Origin of the sequence: Oricola sp. (assembly GCF_022763245.1) — a bacterium.
In the GTDB taxonomy this organism is placed as follows: domain Bacteria; phylum Pseudomonadota; class Alphaproteobacteria; order Rhizobiales; family Rhizobiaceae; genus Oricola.
Map to the genome: position 1 here is coordinate 261,654 of NZ_JALEGV010000014.1, position 13,264 is coordinate 274,917.

The 13,264-nt window shown below is 66.4% G+C and carries 17 protein-coding genes; 7 read left to right on the plus strand and 10 right to left on the minus strand.

Annotated elements, in window-relative coordinates; genetic code table 11:
* Window positions 1-24: 24 nt before the first annotated feature.
* The 3 genes from MRY80_RS08965 to MRY80_RS08975 are packed head-to-tail and all read right to left on the minus strand — an operon-like array spanning window position 25 to window position 1,494.
* Window positions 25-390 carry a response regulator gene (locus MRY80_RS08965; RefSeq protein ID WP_293290191.1) on the minus strand — a complete coding sequence of 122 codons (366 nt, stop codon included), beginning with the start codon at window positions 388-390 and terminating at the stop codon, window positions 25-27.
* Window positions 390-938, minus strand: a complete 549-nt coding sequence (gene hpt / locus MRY80_RS08970; RefSeq protein WP_293290193.1) for a hypoxanthine phosphoribosyltransferase — start codon at window positions 936-938, stop codon at window positions 390-392. Before hpt ends, MRY80_RS08965 begins: the two co-directional genes overlap by 1 nt.
* A gap of 4 nt (window positions 939-942) precedes the next feature.
* Window positions 943-1,494, minus strand: coding sequence for a hypothetical protein (locus tag MRY80_RS08975; RefSeq protein WP_293290195.1), 552 nt, complete (start codon window positions 1,492-1,494; stop codon window positions 943-945).
* 172 nt (window positions 1,495-1,666) lie between these two features.
* On the opposite strand from MRY80_RS08975, the gene ftsE reads away from it, so the two are divergent.
* From ftsE to MRY80_RS08995, 4 genes are all read left to right on the plus strand, one after another.
* Window positions 1,667-2,326 carry a cell division ATP-binding protein FtsE gene (gene ftsE / locus MRY80_RS08980; protein ID WP_293290196.1) on the plus strand — a complete coding sequence of 220 codons (660 nt, stop codon included), beginning with the start codon at window positions 1,667-1,669 and terminating at the stop codon, window positions 2,324-2,326.
* Window positions 2,319-3,362, plus strand: coding sequence for an ABC transporter permease (locus MRY80_RS08985; RefSeq protein ID WP_293290198.1), 1,044 nt, complete (start codon window positions 2,319-2,321; stop codon window positions 3,360-3,362). The genes ftsE and MRY80_RS08985 overlap by 8 nt, the downstream gene beginning before the upstream one ends.
* A gap of 105 nt (window positions 3,363-3,467) precedes the next feature.
* Window positions 3,468-4,154, plus strand: coding sequence for a YdcF family protein (locus tag MRY80_RS08990; protein ID WP_293290200.1), 687 nt, complete (start codon window positions 3,468-3,470; stop codon window positions 4,152-4,154).
* 187 nt (window positions 4,155-4,341) lie between these two features.
* Window positions 4,342-5,118: a 1-acyl-sn-glycerol-3-phosphate acyltransferase gene (locus MRY80_RS08995; RefSeq protein ID WP_293290480.1), complete on the plus strand. Its 777-nt coding sequence runs from the start codon at window positions 4,342-4,344 to the stop codon at window positions 5,116-5,118.
* Here the strand turns inward: MRY80_RS08995 and MRY80_RS09000 are convergent.
* A complete protein-coding gene (locus MRY80_RS09000; protein ID WP_293290202.1) occupies window positions 5,096-5,644 on the minus strand; it encodes a gamma-glutamylcyclotransferase in 549 nt (182 codons plus the stop codon). The genes MRY80_RS08995 and MRY80_RS09000 overlap by 23 nt on opposite strands.
* Before the next feature lie 42 nt (window positions 5,645-5,686).
* Between MRY80_RS09000 and MRY80_RS09005 the strand changes: the two genes are divergently transcribed.
* The gene (locus tag MRY80_RS09005; RefSeq protein ID WP_293290203.1) at window positions 5,687-6,688 is read left to right on the plus strand and encodes a DUF2125 domain-containing protein; all 1,002 of its coding nucleotides are present in this window, start codon (window positions 5,687-5,689) and stop codon (window positions 6,686-6,688) included.
* Window positions 6,689-6,707: 19 nt separating this feature from the next.
* Here MRY80_RS09005 and MRY80_RS09010 read toward each other — a convergent pair whose 3' ends face one another.
* The 4 genes from MRY80_RS09010 to MRY80_RS09025 form a co-directional block, all read right to left on the minus strand.
* Entirely contained in the window at window positions 6,708-7,214 is a 507-nt protein-coding gene (locus MRY80_RS09010; protein ID WP_293290205.1) for a DUF1993 domain-containing protein, read from the minus strand.
* Window positions 7,215-7,300: 86 nt separating this feature from the next.
* The gene (locus tag MRY80_RS09015) at window positions 7,301-8,254 is read right to left on the minus strand and encodes a prephenate/arogenate dehydrogenase family protein (RefSeq protein WP_293290207.1); all 954 of its coding nucleotides are present in this window, start codon (window positions 8,252-8,254) and stop codon (window positions 7,301-7,303) included.
* 3 nt (window positions 8,255-8,257) lie between these two features.
* Window positions 8,258-9,373: a histidinol-phosphate transaminase gene (gene hisC, locus MRY80_RS09020; protein WP_293290209.1), complete on the minus strand. Its 1,116-nt coding sequence runs from the start codon at window positions 9,371-9,373 to the stop codon at window positions 8,258-8,260.
* Between the two features lie 117 nt (window positions 9,374-9,490).
* Complete coding sequence (locus MRY80_RS09025; RefSeq protein ID WP_293290211.1) at window positions 9,491-10,228, minus strand: class I SAM-dependent methyltransferase; 738 nt, start codon at window positions 10,226-10,228, stop codon at window positions 9,491-9,493.
* A 95-nt stretch (window positions 10,229-10,323) separates the two neighbouring features.
* Here MRY80_RS09025 and gloB point away from each other — a divergent pair, with 95 nt between their 5' ends.
* On the plus strand, window positions 10,324-11,088 hold the full coding sequence (gloB, locus tag MRY80_RS09030) for a hydroxyacylglutathione hydrolase (protein ID WP_293290213.1): 765 nt from the start codon (window positions 10,324-10,326) through the stop codon (window positions 11,086-11,088).
* Window positions 11,088-11,540, plus strand: a complete 453-nt coding sequence (locus tag MRY80_RS09035) for a cupin domain-containing protein (RefSeq protein WP_293290215.1) — start codon at window positions 11,088-11,090, stop codon at window positions 11,538-11,540. The genes gloB and MRY80_RS09035 overlap by 1 nt, the downstream gene beginning before the upstream one ends.
* Window positions 11,541-11,546: 6 nt before the next feature.
* On the opposite strand, the gene MRY80_RS09040 is transcribed toward MRY80_RS09035, so the two are convergent.
* Window positions 11,547-12,212 carry a DUF4386 domain-containing protein gene (locus tag MRY80_RS09040; protein WP_293290217.1) on the minus strand — a complete coding sequence of 222 codons (666 nt, stop codon included), beginning with the start codon at window positions 12,210-12,212 and terminating at the stop codon, window positions 11,547-11,549.
* Between the two features lie 69 nt (window positions 12,213-12,281).
* The gene (locus MRY80_RS09045; protein ID WP_293290219.1) at window positions 12,282-13,232 is read right to left on the minus strand and encodes a bifunctional helix-turn-helix transcriptional regulator/GNAT family N-acetyltransferase; all 951 of its coding nucleotides are present in this window, start codon (window positions 13,230-13,232) and stop codon (window positions 12,282-12,284) included.
* Window positions 13,233-13,264: the final 32 nt, after the last annotated feature.

Genomic DNA, 13,264 nt, shown 5'->3' on the forward strand with positions numbered 1-13,264 from the left:
CGAAGCGCCGTGGGGTTGTGGAGGTTATGCGGCCAGCGCCTTCGCCACCGCGGCGCGGATCTGCGCCAAGGTGAAGGGTTTCTGCACCACGTCGACGATGATCTGCGTGACCTCGCGGGCGCGTTCGCGCTGTTCGGCGTAGCCAGTCATCAGCAGGATCTTCAGGTCGGGGAAATCCTTCGCCATCTCTGTGGCCATAGCGATGCCGTCCATGGCCGGCATGCGGATGTCCGACAGGACGAGATCGTAGGCGCCAGCGCGTTCCGTCAGCTTGGCGAGGCCGATGTCGCCGTCTTCGGCCAGCTCGACCGTGTGCCCGTCAATGGTGAGCGCCCGGGCGGTGAAGGTGCGCACGGAATCGTCGTCCTCGACGAGCAGGATCGCTGCCATCAGGCGTCTCCCGCCACGACGCCGACGAAGGGCAGTTCGCGAAAGGCGTGGCCGACATCCATGCCGTAGCCGACGACGAAATGGTCCGGACATTCGAAGCCGACGAAATCGGCCTGAAGCGGCGTGTCGGCCTGGCGGCGCATCGACTTGTCGAGCAGCACGCAGACGCCGACGCTCTTCGCACCGCGTTCGAGGATCAGCTTGCGGGCGAAGGTGAGCGTGCGCCCGGATTCCAGAATGTCGTCGACCAGCAGCACGTCGCGATCGGCGACCTCGCTGTCGATGTCGCGCAGGATCTTCACCTGGCCGGCCTCGGTGCCGGCGCCGTAGGTGGACAGCATGATGAATTCCACGTCCGGTTCCAGACCCGCGTCGTGCATGGCGCGCACCAGATCGGCGGAGAAGATGAAGGAGCCCTTCAGGACGGAAACCACCAGCAGCTTGCTGTAGTCCCGCTCGCCGATTTCCTTTGCGAGTTCCAGATTGCGCGCCGCGATGGTGGACGCCGAATAGAGAACGTCGATCCTCTTGCCCCGAACGATCGGCATGGTGTCAAACCCCGTTTGCATCGAATCGCAGGCTCGGCGCCTGCGCATATCCCGGTTTTTTCGGCATTCTGACGGTAAACGCAAGGCTCTTGCCCGGTTCGAGCGTTTCGCCGCGCGCCACGCGGTAGACCAGGCGGCGCGTGCCGTCGGTGGCCGGGAAGGTCAGCAGCACGTCGGGCACGCGGCGGGCGTCGGGTCCGGAATTGCGCACGGTCGCCTGGACCGTCAGCACGTCGCCGCGCTGCGGCAGCGCTTCGTTCGTGCTGGAGACGAGTTGCAGCGCCGGTTCGGCGGGCGCGTGCGGCGCGGCCCGCAGCAAAACGTGGCCGCCGGCCAGCAGGAAGGCGGCGACGGAGGCGAAGAGAACAGACAGGCCATAGGCGACATGCATGCGCGGACCTGGCAGCGGTCGCGCCGGCTCCGCCGACTTGAGGATGCCGATCTGGTGGTCATGCGCTTGCGCTGGCACTGGCTTCGGCGCGCCCGGTGCGGCAGTCGCGTCGAAGGCGTCGCGCCGGACGGTCTCGAATTCCGCGTCGATGATGTCGTGCGCCAAGTCCGGATCTCCGATGCGGCCGCCGAACGCGGAACCGCCATGATTTCGGTCTACGCGGCTTTGGTTAATCGAAGGTTGTGGCTGGCGGGGCCAGGAGAGGTCGGTTCCAATCGCGGGACGGTTGCTCTAATCCTTCGCTGACGCGGTAGTTGATGCGATTCGGGCGGAGCGCTTGATCAGATTCGAGAATGTCGGACTGCGTTACGGGATGGGGCCGGAAGTCCTTCGCGACGTGTCCTTTCACATCCCCAAACAGTCCTTTCAGTTCCTGACCGGGCCGTCCGGCGCCGGCAAGACGTCGCTCCTGCGCCTTTTGTTCATGTCGCTGCGGCCGACCCGCGGCCTGATCACCGTCTTCGACCAGGACATCGCCACGATCAAGCCGGTGGAGTTGCCGCTCCTGCGCCGGCGCATCGGCGTGGTGTTCCAGGATTTCCGCCTGCTCGACCACATGACGATCTACGAGAATGTCGGCCTGCCGCTGCGGGTGCGCGGCAAAGAGGAGGCGACCTATCGCCACGACGTGCTGGAATTGCTCAAATGGGTGGGGCTGGGCGAACGCATCCACGCGCTGCCGCCGGTCCTGTCGGGCGGCGAGAAGCAGCGCGTCGCCATCGCGCGGGCGCTGATCGACCAGCCGGAGATCCTGCTCGCCGACGAACCGACGGGCAATGTCGACACGCCGATGGCGCGGCGGCTGCTGCGCCTGTTCCTGGAGATGAACCGGCTCGGCACCGCGGTGGTGATCGCCACCCACGATCTCGGCCTGATGGACCAGGTCGACGCGCGCCGCATGATCCTCTCGAACGGGCAGCTCGAAATCTATGAGTGACCGCGCCGACAAATCCGCGCCGGCCACGGCGAAGGCCGCGCGTCCCGCCCGACCGAAACTGCCGGTGCAGCGCACCGACGGGCGCGGCGAGCGCGTTCCCGGATTGCGCCCGCTCGCGCCGATCGTGCCGAAGGGCAGCATGTCGGGCCAGTCGCTGGTGCTGGTCATCGCGATCATGTCGTTTCTCGCCTGCCTTGCCGTGGGGGCCGTCTCGCTCGTCAACAAGAGCGCGCAGACCTGGCAAAGCCAGATCGCCCGCGAGGCGACGATCCAGATCCGGCCCTCCGACGACATCGACATGGAGGCGGCGCTGCGGCAGGCCCAGGAACTGGCCTCCGGCTTTTCCGGCGTGCGCGGCGCGCGCATCATCGGCCGGGCCGAAACGGTGGCGCTTCTCGAACCGTGGCTCGGTTCGGGGCTCGGTCTCGACGAATTGCCGGTGCCGCGCCTCGTCGTGGTGACGATCGACGAGGATTCGCCACCGGATTTCGCCCTTTTGCAGGATGCGCTCTACCAGTCGGTGCCGAACGCCTCTCTCGACGATCACCGCGCCTGGGTGGACCGCCTGGTCGGCATGGCGCGCACGACGACGGTCATCGGGCTTTGCATTCTCATCCTCGTGCTTGCCGCGCTGGTGCTGACGGTGATCTTCGCCACGCGCGGGGCGATGGCGGGGAACCAGCACATCATCGAGGTGCTGCATTTCATCGGCGCGCGGTCGGGCTTCGTCGCGCGGCAGTTCCACCGGCGTTTCCTCCTCTCCGGCATCTGGGGCGGGGTGATCGGCGGCGGCTTCGCGACGCTGATCTTCGTGCTCGTCAGCTTCTGGTCGGCGCGCAACATCATCACGCCGCAGGGCGAGCAGGCGTCGGCCTTTTTCGGCGATTTTTCCATCGGGCTCGGCGCCTATGCGGGTGTCTTCGCGGTGATCGTGCTGGCGGGCGTGCTGACCGCGCTGACCAGCCATGTCACCGTTCTGCGCACGCTGCACGACATCGACGACCACCATGCCGATCCCGGCCGTCTCGACTACTGACGGGCTGCAACCGGGGCGAAAACTGGTTGAATGCCACATATTTGCGCCGAAATCGTCGCTATTCGGTCTGTACCGCGCCCGAATTCGGCGCTATCGATTCGGGCCATGACCAAGGCGTTTGGCACCGAGGGGCAGGGCGGAACGGCGGTGTTGACGCGGAAATCGGCGAAGACGATGCGCCGATCGTCACGCCGAAGGGGCGGTTTTGTGCGCTTTCTGGCGCTCATCGCTGCACTTTGCCTTGTCCTCTACGGTGTCGGCTTCTTCATCTTCCTGAACGACATCGCGCTCTATCGCGCGCCGGAAGACCGCCGCGCCGACGGCATCGTGGTCTTGACCGGCGGGCGCGATCGTATCGACGAGGCGGTGCGGCTGTTCGAGGCGGGCATGGGCGCGCGGCTCCTGATCAGCGGCGTGCACGCCTCGACCACGCATGCGACGCTGATGCACACCTACGCCAATGACGAGGCGCTCTTCTCCTGCTGCGTCGATCTCGACCACAACGCGCTCGACACGATCGGCAACGCGGAGGAGGCGGCCGCCTGGGCCCACCGGCACGGCTATCGTTCGCTCATCATCGTGACCAACGACTATCACATGCCGCGGAGCTTGCTGGAGATGGAACGCGTCATGCAGGACGTCAGCCTGGTTCCGCATGCGGTCGTCTCCACCGGCAGCGGCGAGGGCGGCCTGCGCGAGGAGCTCAGCCGCTACCGCGTGCTGCTCGGCGAATATGTCAAATATGGCGCGGCGCGGCTTCGCACGCTTTTCCCGGCGCCGACCGGCGGCTAGTCGATTTGTCTTTGCCTTGTCGGGCCCCGGCGTGTATCGCCGGAGGGGCGCCGGCTTGCTGCCGCAAGGCGCGACCAAGACAGGATCCGGGCGGGGTTGCCGTTTCAGCGATGAAACCGCCGGATCGCAATTCGTGAACGAGACCGGGTGTCCCTTGCTGGTTCTTCGATCCCTTCTTTTCAACGCCATGTTCTACGCCGTGACCTTCGTCTACATGGTCGTGTTCCTGCCGTTCGCCTTCCTGGCGCCGCACAAGCAGGCCTGGTTCGTGCCGAAGTTCTGGGCGCGGTCGATGCTGTGGCTGCACAGGCATGTCGCCGGGACGAAACATGTCGTGACCGGCCTGGAGAAGCTGCCGGAGGGGAGCTACATCCTCGCGCCGAAGCACCAGTCGGCCTGGGACACCTTCGCCTTCCTGCCGTGGTGGCCGGATCCGGTGATGATCCTGAAGCGCCAGCTGATGTGGGTTCCGCTGTTCGGCTGGTACGTCGCCAAGATGCAGATGATCCCGATCGACCGGGGAAACCGCTTCAAGGCGATCGACTCGGTCAACAAGGGCGCGAAGCGCGCCATCGCCCAGGGTCGCCAGATCGTGATCTATCCGGAGGGCACGCGGCGTCCGCCGGGCGCGGAGCCGAACTACAAGAAGGGCATCGTCAATCTCTACGAGACCTTCGACCTGCCGGTCGTGCCGATCGCCCACAATGCCGGGCTCTACTGGCCGCGCCGTTCCTTCCTGCGCCATCCGGGCACGATCAAGGTGGAGATCCTCGATCCGATCCAGCCGGGCCTCGACGGCGAGACGTTCCGCCGGACCCTGATCGAGCGCACCGAGGGCGCCTGCGACCGGCAATTGCTGGCGCTCGCCGACGATCCGGACGCGCCGCCCTTTCCGGAAACCGCAAGGAAGAGGGTGGTGGAGTTGCGTAGCGCGGCGGGTGTCAGCCCGACTGATGCGGGGTGACGGCCATCTGTTGCCGGATGCCGGCGACGACATGTTCCAGCCAGTGGTCGCGAATGCCGAGCAGGCGGATGTGCTCGGCGGTGTTGATGACATAGTCCTCGTTCGGCCCCATGCCGCCGACCGCGCCGCAGACCCGCTCGACCGCGTCTTCGACGCTCAGGCGTCCGGCATACTGCCCGTGGCTGCGGTCGGCCACATAGGCGACGGCGGATGTCTTCGGGCCTTTTTCCAGCGCCATCGTCGCGCTGCGCTCCAGATAGACATTGGTGACGAGTTCGCGCTCGCGCAGATAGGCCATCACCCTCTCGCCCTTTTCGCCTGCCACGCGAAACGCCACGCCGACGCAGGAGCCGCCGCGGTCCAGCCCCATGACGAGGCCGGGGCGTTCACGGGTGCCGCGATGTTCGTAGGAGGTGATGCACAGGCTGCGGTGATAGCCGTAAAGGCGCGCGCGCCGCTTCTCGACGTAGTCGAAACCCGGCTTCCACATCAATGATGCGTAGCCGAAGACCCAGAAATCGTCCATAAGCTCACGTTGTTTCCACATTCGCAGGCGATGGCCTCTAGCATGGCAGATCCTAAAGCAAAACCGGCCTACAATGCCGGCCGGCGCATTCGCTGGCTGGGCATGGTCATCATCCTTGTCGCCATTGCCTATTCGGCCGGTTGGTTCTGGCTGGCCGAGCGGGTCGAGGCCGAGGCGGCCCGCATGGTCGAGACGCAGCGCGGCCGGGGCACGTCCATCGAATGCGCCGACCGCGAGGTGCGCGGATATCCCTTCCGGCTGGAAGTTCATTGCACCGCCTTCGATCTGGCGCGGCCCGCGCAGGGCCTGACGATCGAGGCGGGAGGCTTCCGCAGCGCGGCACAGGTCTACGAACCGCGCCGCATCTATGCCGAACTCGACGCGCCGGTGGCCGTGCAGGGGGCGCTGGCCGCGCCGATCCGCTTCGACTGGTCGCTTGCCCGCGCCAGCGCGACGCTTTCACGGCCGGTGCCGCAGCGGGGCTCGGTCGCGGTCGAGGACATCAAGGTGGCCCTCGGCCCGATGGAACAGGCGCTCTCCGCCAGCCATGCCGAGGCGCATATGCGCATCAACGGCGCCGACCTGGACCTTGCCCTGCGCTACGAGGGGCTGGTGATCGACAGTCGCCTGACGGATGGCCGGACCCTGCCGGTGGTCGCCGGGGACGCGGATCTGACGATCGCCGACGGTGTCGCACTTGCCGCGCGCGGGACGGAAACGCTGCGCGGCGTTTCCGGCGAGATCCGTCGGCTGGCGCTGCTGTTGACGCCCGAACAGGGTGTCGTCGTCAGCGGGCCGTTCGATATCGGGCAGGACGGACGCCTGAACGCCAGGTTCGAGGCGATCCTGGTTGACCCCGCCGGGCTTTCGACGGCGCTGAAGCCGGTGTTTCCCGAGTTTTCGGGTCAGATGCAGATGGTGACGGCCCTGCCGTCTCGGCCGGGGCCAGACGGCACGCCGGAGACGAGCATTCCGGTGACGGTGCGCGACGGGCGGATCGTGTTGGGCTTCATTCCGGTCGGTTGGGCGCCGACCTTCGACTGAGGATCGGTTTCAGCCGGTTTCAGCCGCCGCTGATGAAGTCCGCTTTGCGGACCGGCACGCCATTATGGCGCAGCAGGGCATAGGCCATCGTGGCGCGGTAGAAGAAGTTCGGCAGGGCGAAGGCCATCACATAGTCGCGTGCGGTGAATGTCAGGTCGCGTTCCGGCGCCGGCAGAACGATCTGCACGTCCTCGCGGCCCTCCATCGCGCTTTGCGGCACCGCGTCGAGATAGCCGAGCGTGCGCACGATGCGCGCTTCCAGATCGTCGAAGCTTTTCTCCGTGTCCGCGATGTCGAGCGGTTCGGCCTGTCCGACGCGCACCGCCGTCAAGCGGGCGGCGTCGCAGGCGCGGCGGACCTGGAAGACGAGCGGCTCCATGTCCGGATAGAGCCGGGCGTTGAGCAGTTCGTCGTGGCTCAGCCCGGTCTCGTCGGCGAAGGCGCGGCCCTTTTCAAGGAACCCCGACATGTTCTGCAGTTCCCGGGTGAAGACCGGAATGCTGACATCGTAGAGCGTGAGGGGCATGGCGTCCTTTCAGAAGATCTGTCCGCGAAAGGGACGATAGCGGGGCGCGAACCGCTGTGACAGTCCGCGCCCGACGAAAGAACGCGTCAGTCGGCCGCCTGTTCCTTTTTCGGCTGGATTTCGGGATGACGGCCGAAATCCGGTGCGTCGACTTCCTGGCCCGCCTCGATGATCGAGCGCCGGACGGCGCGGGTGCGGGTGAAGAGGTCGAACAGCTTGTCGCCGTCGCCCCAGCGGATCGCCCGCTGCAACGAAGCCAGATCCTCCGAGAAGCGCCCCAGCATCTCCAGGATCGCGTCGCGATTGGACAGGCAGACATCGCGCCACATCGTCGGATCGGAGGCGGCGAGGCGGGTGAAGTCACGGAAGCCCGATGCGGAGTATTTGATCACTTCCGATTTCGACACCGCTTCCAGATCGTCGGCGGTGCCGACGATGTTGTAGGCGATGATGTGCGGCAAGTGCGAGACGATGGCGAGCACCCGGTCGTGATGATCCGGGTCCATCGTGTCGACCTTGGAGCCGCAGGCCGTCCAGAAGCGCGTCAGCTTGTCGACGGCGGCCGGATCGGCGTCGGCGGGCGGCGTCAGGATGGCCCAGCGGCCCTCGAACAGGCTGGCGAAGCCGGCGTCGGGGCCGGAATGCTCGGTGCCTGCGATCGGGTGGCCGGGAATGAAATGCACGCTGGCCGGCACATGCGGCTCGACGTCGCGCACCACGGTTCCCTTGGTCGAGCCGACATCGCTCAGGATCGCGCCCTTGGCGAGATACGGGCCGATCGCTTCCGCGACCTTGCCATAGGCGCCGACCGGTATGGACAGGATCACGAGGTCCGCGCCCTCGACGGCCTTTGCGGCGTCTGCTTCGTATCGGTCGCCGAGACCAAGTTCCTCGGCGCGCTTCAACGTGTCGGCGCTGCGCGTCGAAACAACGATTTCGCCGGCGAGATTCCCGCGGCGGGTGGCATGAGCAAGCGACGAACCGATCAAGCCGATGCCGATCAGCGCGACGCGCTCAAAAAGAGGATCCGACTGTGACATGGCTCAGGCGCGGCCCATGAACTCGGTCAGCGCCTCGACCACGCCCTCATTGGCCTCCGCCGTGCCGATCGACATGCGCAGGGCGTCGGGCAGCCCGTAGCTGTCCACGGCGCGCAGCACATAACCGCGATCGGTCAGGAATGCGTCCGCCGCGGCGGCGGATCTGGCCGGATCGCCCGCGGGGAAGTGAATGAGGACGAAATTGCCGACGCTGGGCGTGACGGTCAGGCCGATGCCGGTGAGGGCGCTCGTCAGGGTCGACAGCCACTCTTCGTTGAAATGCGCCGCCTTTTCGACATGGGCGCGGTCGCGGATCGCCGCCGCACCGGCCGAGATTGCCGCGGAGTTCAGGTTGAAGGGGCCGCGCACGCGGTTGAGCGCGTCGATGACATGCGCCGGGCCGTACATCCAGCCGATCCGCAGGGCCGCAAGGCCGTGGATCTTGGAGAAGGTGCGCGTCATCACGACGTTTTCGTGGTCGGATACGAGCTCGACGCCGGCCGAATAGTCGTTGCGGCGCACATATTCGGCATAGGCCGCGTCGATCACGAGGAGGACATGTTTCGGCAAGCCGGCATGCAGGCGCTTGACCTCGGCGTCCGACATGTAGGTGCCGGTCGGATTGTTCGGATTGGCGAGGAACACCATTTTGGTGCGCTGGGTGACGCGCTCGAGGATCGCATCGACATCGGCGCGCAGATCGGTCTCCGGCGCGACGACCGGCGTGGCACCATTGGCGAGGATCTGGATCTTGTAGACGAGGAAGCCGTGCTGGGTGAAGATCGCCTCGTCGCCCGGCTCCAGATAGACATGGGCGAGCAGGCCGAGCAGTTCGTCCGAACCGTTGCCGCACAGGAGATTGTCCGGGTTGAGCCCGTGCGTCTCGGCGATCGCCTTGCGCAGGTCGTTTGCCGATCCGTCGGGGTAGAACTCCAGCGTTTCGGCCTCGGCCCTGAACGCCTCGATCGCGGCCGGGCTCGGTCCGAGCGGCGTCTCGTTGGAGGACAGCTTGTGCAGCTTGACGCCCGGCTTGGCCTTGCTCTTGCCCGGCACATAGGCCGCGATCTCCATCACGCCGGGACCGGGGACGGGACGGGACGGGGTTTCGTGCGCGGACATTGCCTGAGACTTTCCTGCTGGCCTCGGGTCTGATCGCCCTGAGGCTGTTTCTGGGACTGCAGGGCAATAGCGCCGACCGTTCAAAATGTCGAGAAGCGCGAATGAAGGGGCGTGACGTCAGTCGCGCGTGCGGGCGGCGCCCTGCGGGGCGAGCACCGGCACGAAGACACGGCGCGACTGGCGCTCGGCCACCGGCAGGCCCTGGAACAGGCGCTTCTGCGCCTCGATGATCAGCACGCCGGCAAAGCCCGGCCACAGGCGCATGCCGAGCCGTTCGCTGCGATAGGCGACGCGCAACAGCGAACCGGAGCGCACCGGCGGGAAGGCCAGCGCCTCCGTCATCGGCCCGGGCGTGAAGTTGGCGTCACGCAACTGCCGGGTGATCTGGCCCTTGGAGAAGGGTCGGCCGGTGCCGAAGGGTGTGTGTTCGAAGCGCGCCCACAGGCCGCGCCGGTTGGGCACCACGAGAACCAGCCTTCCGTTCGGCGCCAGCACGCGCCAGGCCTCCATCAGCGTCTCGCGCGGGTTTTCGGCGTGTTCGAGCGCATGAACCATCAGGATCCGATCGACGGCGGAATCGGGCAGCGGCAGTTCCTCGTCGAAGACAAGGGCAGAGCGGGAGGGTCCGTTGCGCGGCCATTTCACGGCGCCCTGGGCGGCGAGCATGAAGGAGAGCGTGCGCTCGGTGTCGGGTTCGAACCGGTCGAGCCAGGGGCGCGCGTAGCCGAGGCCGAGCAGCCTCTCGTTCGGCATGGGCTGCCAGATGCGCGCCAGCCCCATGGCGATCGAGCGGGTCGCCAGCTCGCCGAGCAGGCTGTGGTAGAAGCCGCGAATTTCCACGATATCCATATGCATGGGCGTCGTGTCCGTGCCGGTTGCGTCGTTGATCGACAGGTGCAACAAATCCCGGCGCGGGGCAATGGCGACCACCGCGAAAGGGAGACTGCCTCATGCTTCAGATCGAACAGTTCATATGCCGGTCGGACAATTTCTGCGTGCTGGTGCACGATCCCGAGACCGGACGGACCGCCAGTATCGACGCGCCGGACGCCATGGAAATCCACACCGTGCTGCTCGACAAGGGGTGGACGCTGACGGACATCATGGTGACGCATCACCATGGCGACCACACCGCCGGCATCATGGCGCTGAAGCTGAAATTCGGCTGCCAGGTCGTCGGGCCGAAGGGCGAGGCGGACAAGATCCCCGGTCTCGACGAGGCGCTTTCCGAGGGGGACGTGTTTTCTTTCGGGGCCTATGATTTCGACGTCTTAGAAACGCCCGGCCATACCGCCGGTCACATCGTCTACCACAGCGCGAAGGCCGGCCTGCTGTTTGCCGGCGACACGCTGTTCTCGCTCGGCTGCGGGCGCCTGTTCGAGCGCGGCCCGGCGGAGATGTGGGGCAGCCTGGGCAAGCTGAAGGCGCTGCCGGGCGAGACAATGCTCTATTGCGGGCATGAATACACGCTCTCCAATGCGCGTTTCGCGGTCACGGTGGATCCGGACAACGACGCGCTGCAGAAGCGCGCTGCAGAGGTGGAGGCGCTGCGGGCCGGCGACGCGTGGACGCTGCCAGTGCCGCTGTCCGTCGAATTCGCCACCAATCCGTTCCTGCGCGCCGACGATCCCGCGATCCGCGCCCATCTGGGCATGGAGGACGCCAGCGACGAGGACGTGTTCGCGGAGATCCGCAAGCGCAAGGACAATTTCTGATGCACAACCTGGCCGCCGAACGGATCAAGAAGGAACTCGGCCTGCAGCCGCATCCGGAAGGCGGCTGGTATGCGGAGAGCTTCCGCGACAAGGCCGGCGTGGACGGTCGCGCCCATTCCACGGCGATCTATTTCCTGCTGGAGGCCGGCGACGTCTCGCATTGGCACCGGGTGACCGACGCCGTCGAGGTCTGGCATTTCTACGCCGGCGCGCCGCTGGCCCTCACCCTGTCGCCGAACGGCCATGACGCGACCGGCTACCGGCTCGGCCCGAACCTGACGACGGGCGAGCATCCGCAGATCGTCGTTCCGGCCAATTGCTGGCAGACGGCGACCTCGCTCGGGCCTTGGACGCTGGTCGGCTGCACGGTCTCGCCGGGCTTCGACTTCGCCTCCTTCGAGCTCGCTCCGCCGGACTGGAAGCCGACGCCGCGCCCGCCGCGGGGCGGCTGATCGGCGCTATCGCGTTTCGCGGCGCCCGGCCACCGTCAGGAGCCAGATCATCAGCACCATCTCGCCGATGAAGGTGTAGACGCCCAGCCGAAGGGTGACATCGGGCATCGTGAAGGCGATCACGCTGTCGATGAAATAGCCGACGCCCGCGATGACAAGCAGCGCGGCGATCGTCTTGCGCAGCACGCTCTCGGACCAGATGAGCATGCCGAGCAGGACGAGATGGACGCTGAACGCGAAGAAGGCGAGGTCCCAGCTCCTTTGGAAGTCCTGCAACGCCGCCAGCACGGCGTCGATGCTTCCCTCGTCGAGAGCGTCGGCGCGCGTGATCGCCCATGCCGCTGCAATGCGGGTCTGCGCCCAGGCGAAGACGACCACATAGACGATCCGCGCGATCGCCATCCAGAGTGCAATCCCCGGCGCCTTCGGTTGGAACAGGCAATAGAGCGCCCAGGCCACGACAACGTCCAAGACCGCCACGGCGGCAAGTCCGATGAGCTGCAGGAGAATGCCGGACGAGATGTCGGTCGGCCATGCCGGCGCTTCACTGCCGCTTTCCAACAGCGCGGAGACGATCTCCGAATCGAACAATGTGCTTATGGCGGTGACCGTCATCGCCAGGTAGGCGGTTCCGGCGATGAGTGCGCTCGTTCTGGGGGAAAGGGCGTTCATTCGGCGTGCTCCGCTGATGCGCCCTCACCCCTACCGGCTAGCGTGCGGGATCTGCAATGCGGGGCAGTGTCACAGCGGCTTTTCCCAGTATTGGCCGACAAGGTCCTTGCCGTAGGAATGGTGACGCTCCTCGCTGACGAGCGTGAAACCCGTGGTCTCGTAGATCCGGCGGGCGGCGACCAGGATGTCGTTCGTCCACAGCACCATCTTCGTGTAGCCGCGCGCCCGGGCGAAGCGGATCGCCTCCTCGACCAGCCTGCGCCCGAGGCCATGGCCGCGGGCCGAGGGTTCGACATAGAGCATGCGCAGCTTGGCGGTCTGGTCGTCGGCGCGCACGACGAAGACGGAACCGGCGACCGCGCCATCCATCTCGGCGATCCAGCAGCGTTCGCGCGCCGGGTCATAGGTCTCGACGAACTGGGCAACGATCCCGCCGAGAAGCCCCTCGAAGGTCCAGTCCCAGCCATACTCCTTGCCGTAGAGAAATCCCTGTCGATGAACCACGAAGCCAAGGTCGCCGGGCTCCGGATCGCGCAACACGATGGTGGCGTCGTCCGGCGTCGGGTCGAGCAGGGTCCGGATGCGGGTCATCGCGCCGACCAGCGCCTTCTGCTCGCTTTCGGCGAGCGGGCCGAGAAGGTCGGTCACCTCGCGCGCGGAGGCCGCGTCGAGGCGGCGAAACAGTGCGTCGCCGGCCTCCGTCAGGCTCAGGAGCAGCCGTTTGGCGTTTTGAGGGGAGGGCTGGCGGGCGATCAGCCCGTCGCGTTCCAGCCCTGCGAGCAGGCGGCTCAGATAGCCCGGATCCATGTCCAGCTCCCGGCCGAGCTCCGTCGCCGTAATGCCGGGTTTCGGGCCGGCATGGCCGAGCTCGTAGACAACACGCGCCTGCGACAGCGCATAGCCCGATTCGAGCAGATGCTCGTTCAGGGCGCCGACGAGGCGGGTGTGGAAGCGGTTGAACCGGCGGACCGCGGCGATGCGGTCGGCGGGAACGGGATGTACCGATCTGTCTTGATCCATAATTGACAAAATCAACATAATGTTGATTTTGT

Coding starts and splice junctions, on each gene's coding strand:
- hisC (WP_293290209.1), bottom strand. CDS start 9,373: ATGTCCGCGCACGAAACCCCGTCCCGTCCCGTCCCCGGTCCCGGCGTG.
- MRY80_RS08995 (WP_293290480.1), top strand. CDS start 4,342: ATGTTCTACGCCGTGACCTTCGTCTACATGGTCGTGTTCCTGCCGTTC.
- MRY80_RS09015 (WP_293290207.1), bottom strand. CDS start 8,254: ATGTCACAGTCGGATCCTCTTTTTGAGCGCGTCGCGCTGATCGGCATC.
- MRY80_RS09005 (WP_293290203.1), top strand. CDS start 5,687: ATGGCAGATCCTAAAGCAAAACCGGCCTACAATGCCGGCCGGCGCATT.
- MRY80_RS09045 (WP_293290219.1), bottom strand. CDS start 13,232: ATGGATCAAGACAGATCGGTACATCCCGTTCCCGCCGACCGCATCGCC.
- hpt (WP_293290193.1), bottom strand. CDS start 938: ATGCCGATCGTTCGGGGCAAGAGGATCGACGTTCTCTATTCGGCGTCC.
- MRY80_RS08965 (WP_293290191.1), bottom strand. CDS start 390: ATGGCAGCGATCCTGCTCGTCGAGGACGACGATTCCGTGCGCACCTTC.
- MRY80_RS08990 (WP_293290200.1), top strand. CDS start 3,468: ATGACCAAGGCGTTTGGCACCGAGGGGCAGGGCGGAACGGCGGTGTTG.
- MRY80_RS09035 (WP_293290215.1), top strand. CDS start 11,088: ATGCACAACCTGGCCGCCGAACGGATCAAGAAGGAACTCGGCCTGCAG.
- MRY80_RS09025 (WP_293290211.1), bottom strand. CDS start 10,228: ATGCATATGGATATCGTGGAAATTCGCGGCTTCTACCACAGCCTGCTC.
- MRY80_RS08985 (WP_293290198.1), top strand. CDS start 2,319: ATGAGTGACCGCGCCGACAAATCCGCGCCGGCCACGGCGAAGGCCGCG.
- MRY80_RS09010 (WP_293290205.1), bottom strand. CDS start 7,214: ATGCCCCTCACGCTCTACGATGTCAGCATTCCGGTCTTCACCCGGGAA.
- MRY80_RS09000 (WP_293290202.1), bottom strand. CDS start 5,644: ATGGACGATTTCTGGGTCTTCGGCTACGCATCATTGATGTGGAAGCCG.
- gloB (WP_293290213.1), top strand. CDS start 10,324: ATGCTTCAGATCGAACAGTTCATATGCCGGTCGGACAATTTCTGCGTG.
- MRY80_RS09040 (WP_293290217.1), bottom strand. CDS start 12,212: ATGAACGCCCTTTCCCCCAGAACGAGCGCACTCATCGCCGGAACCGCC.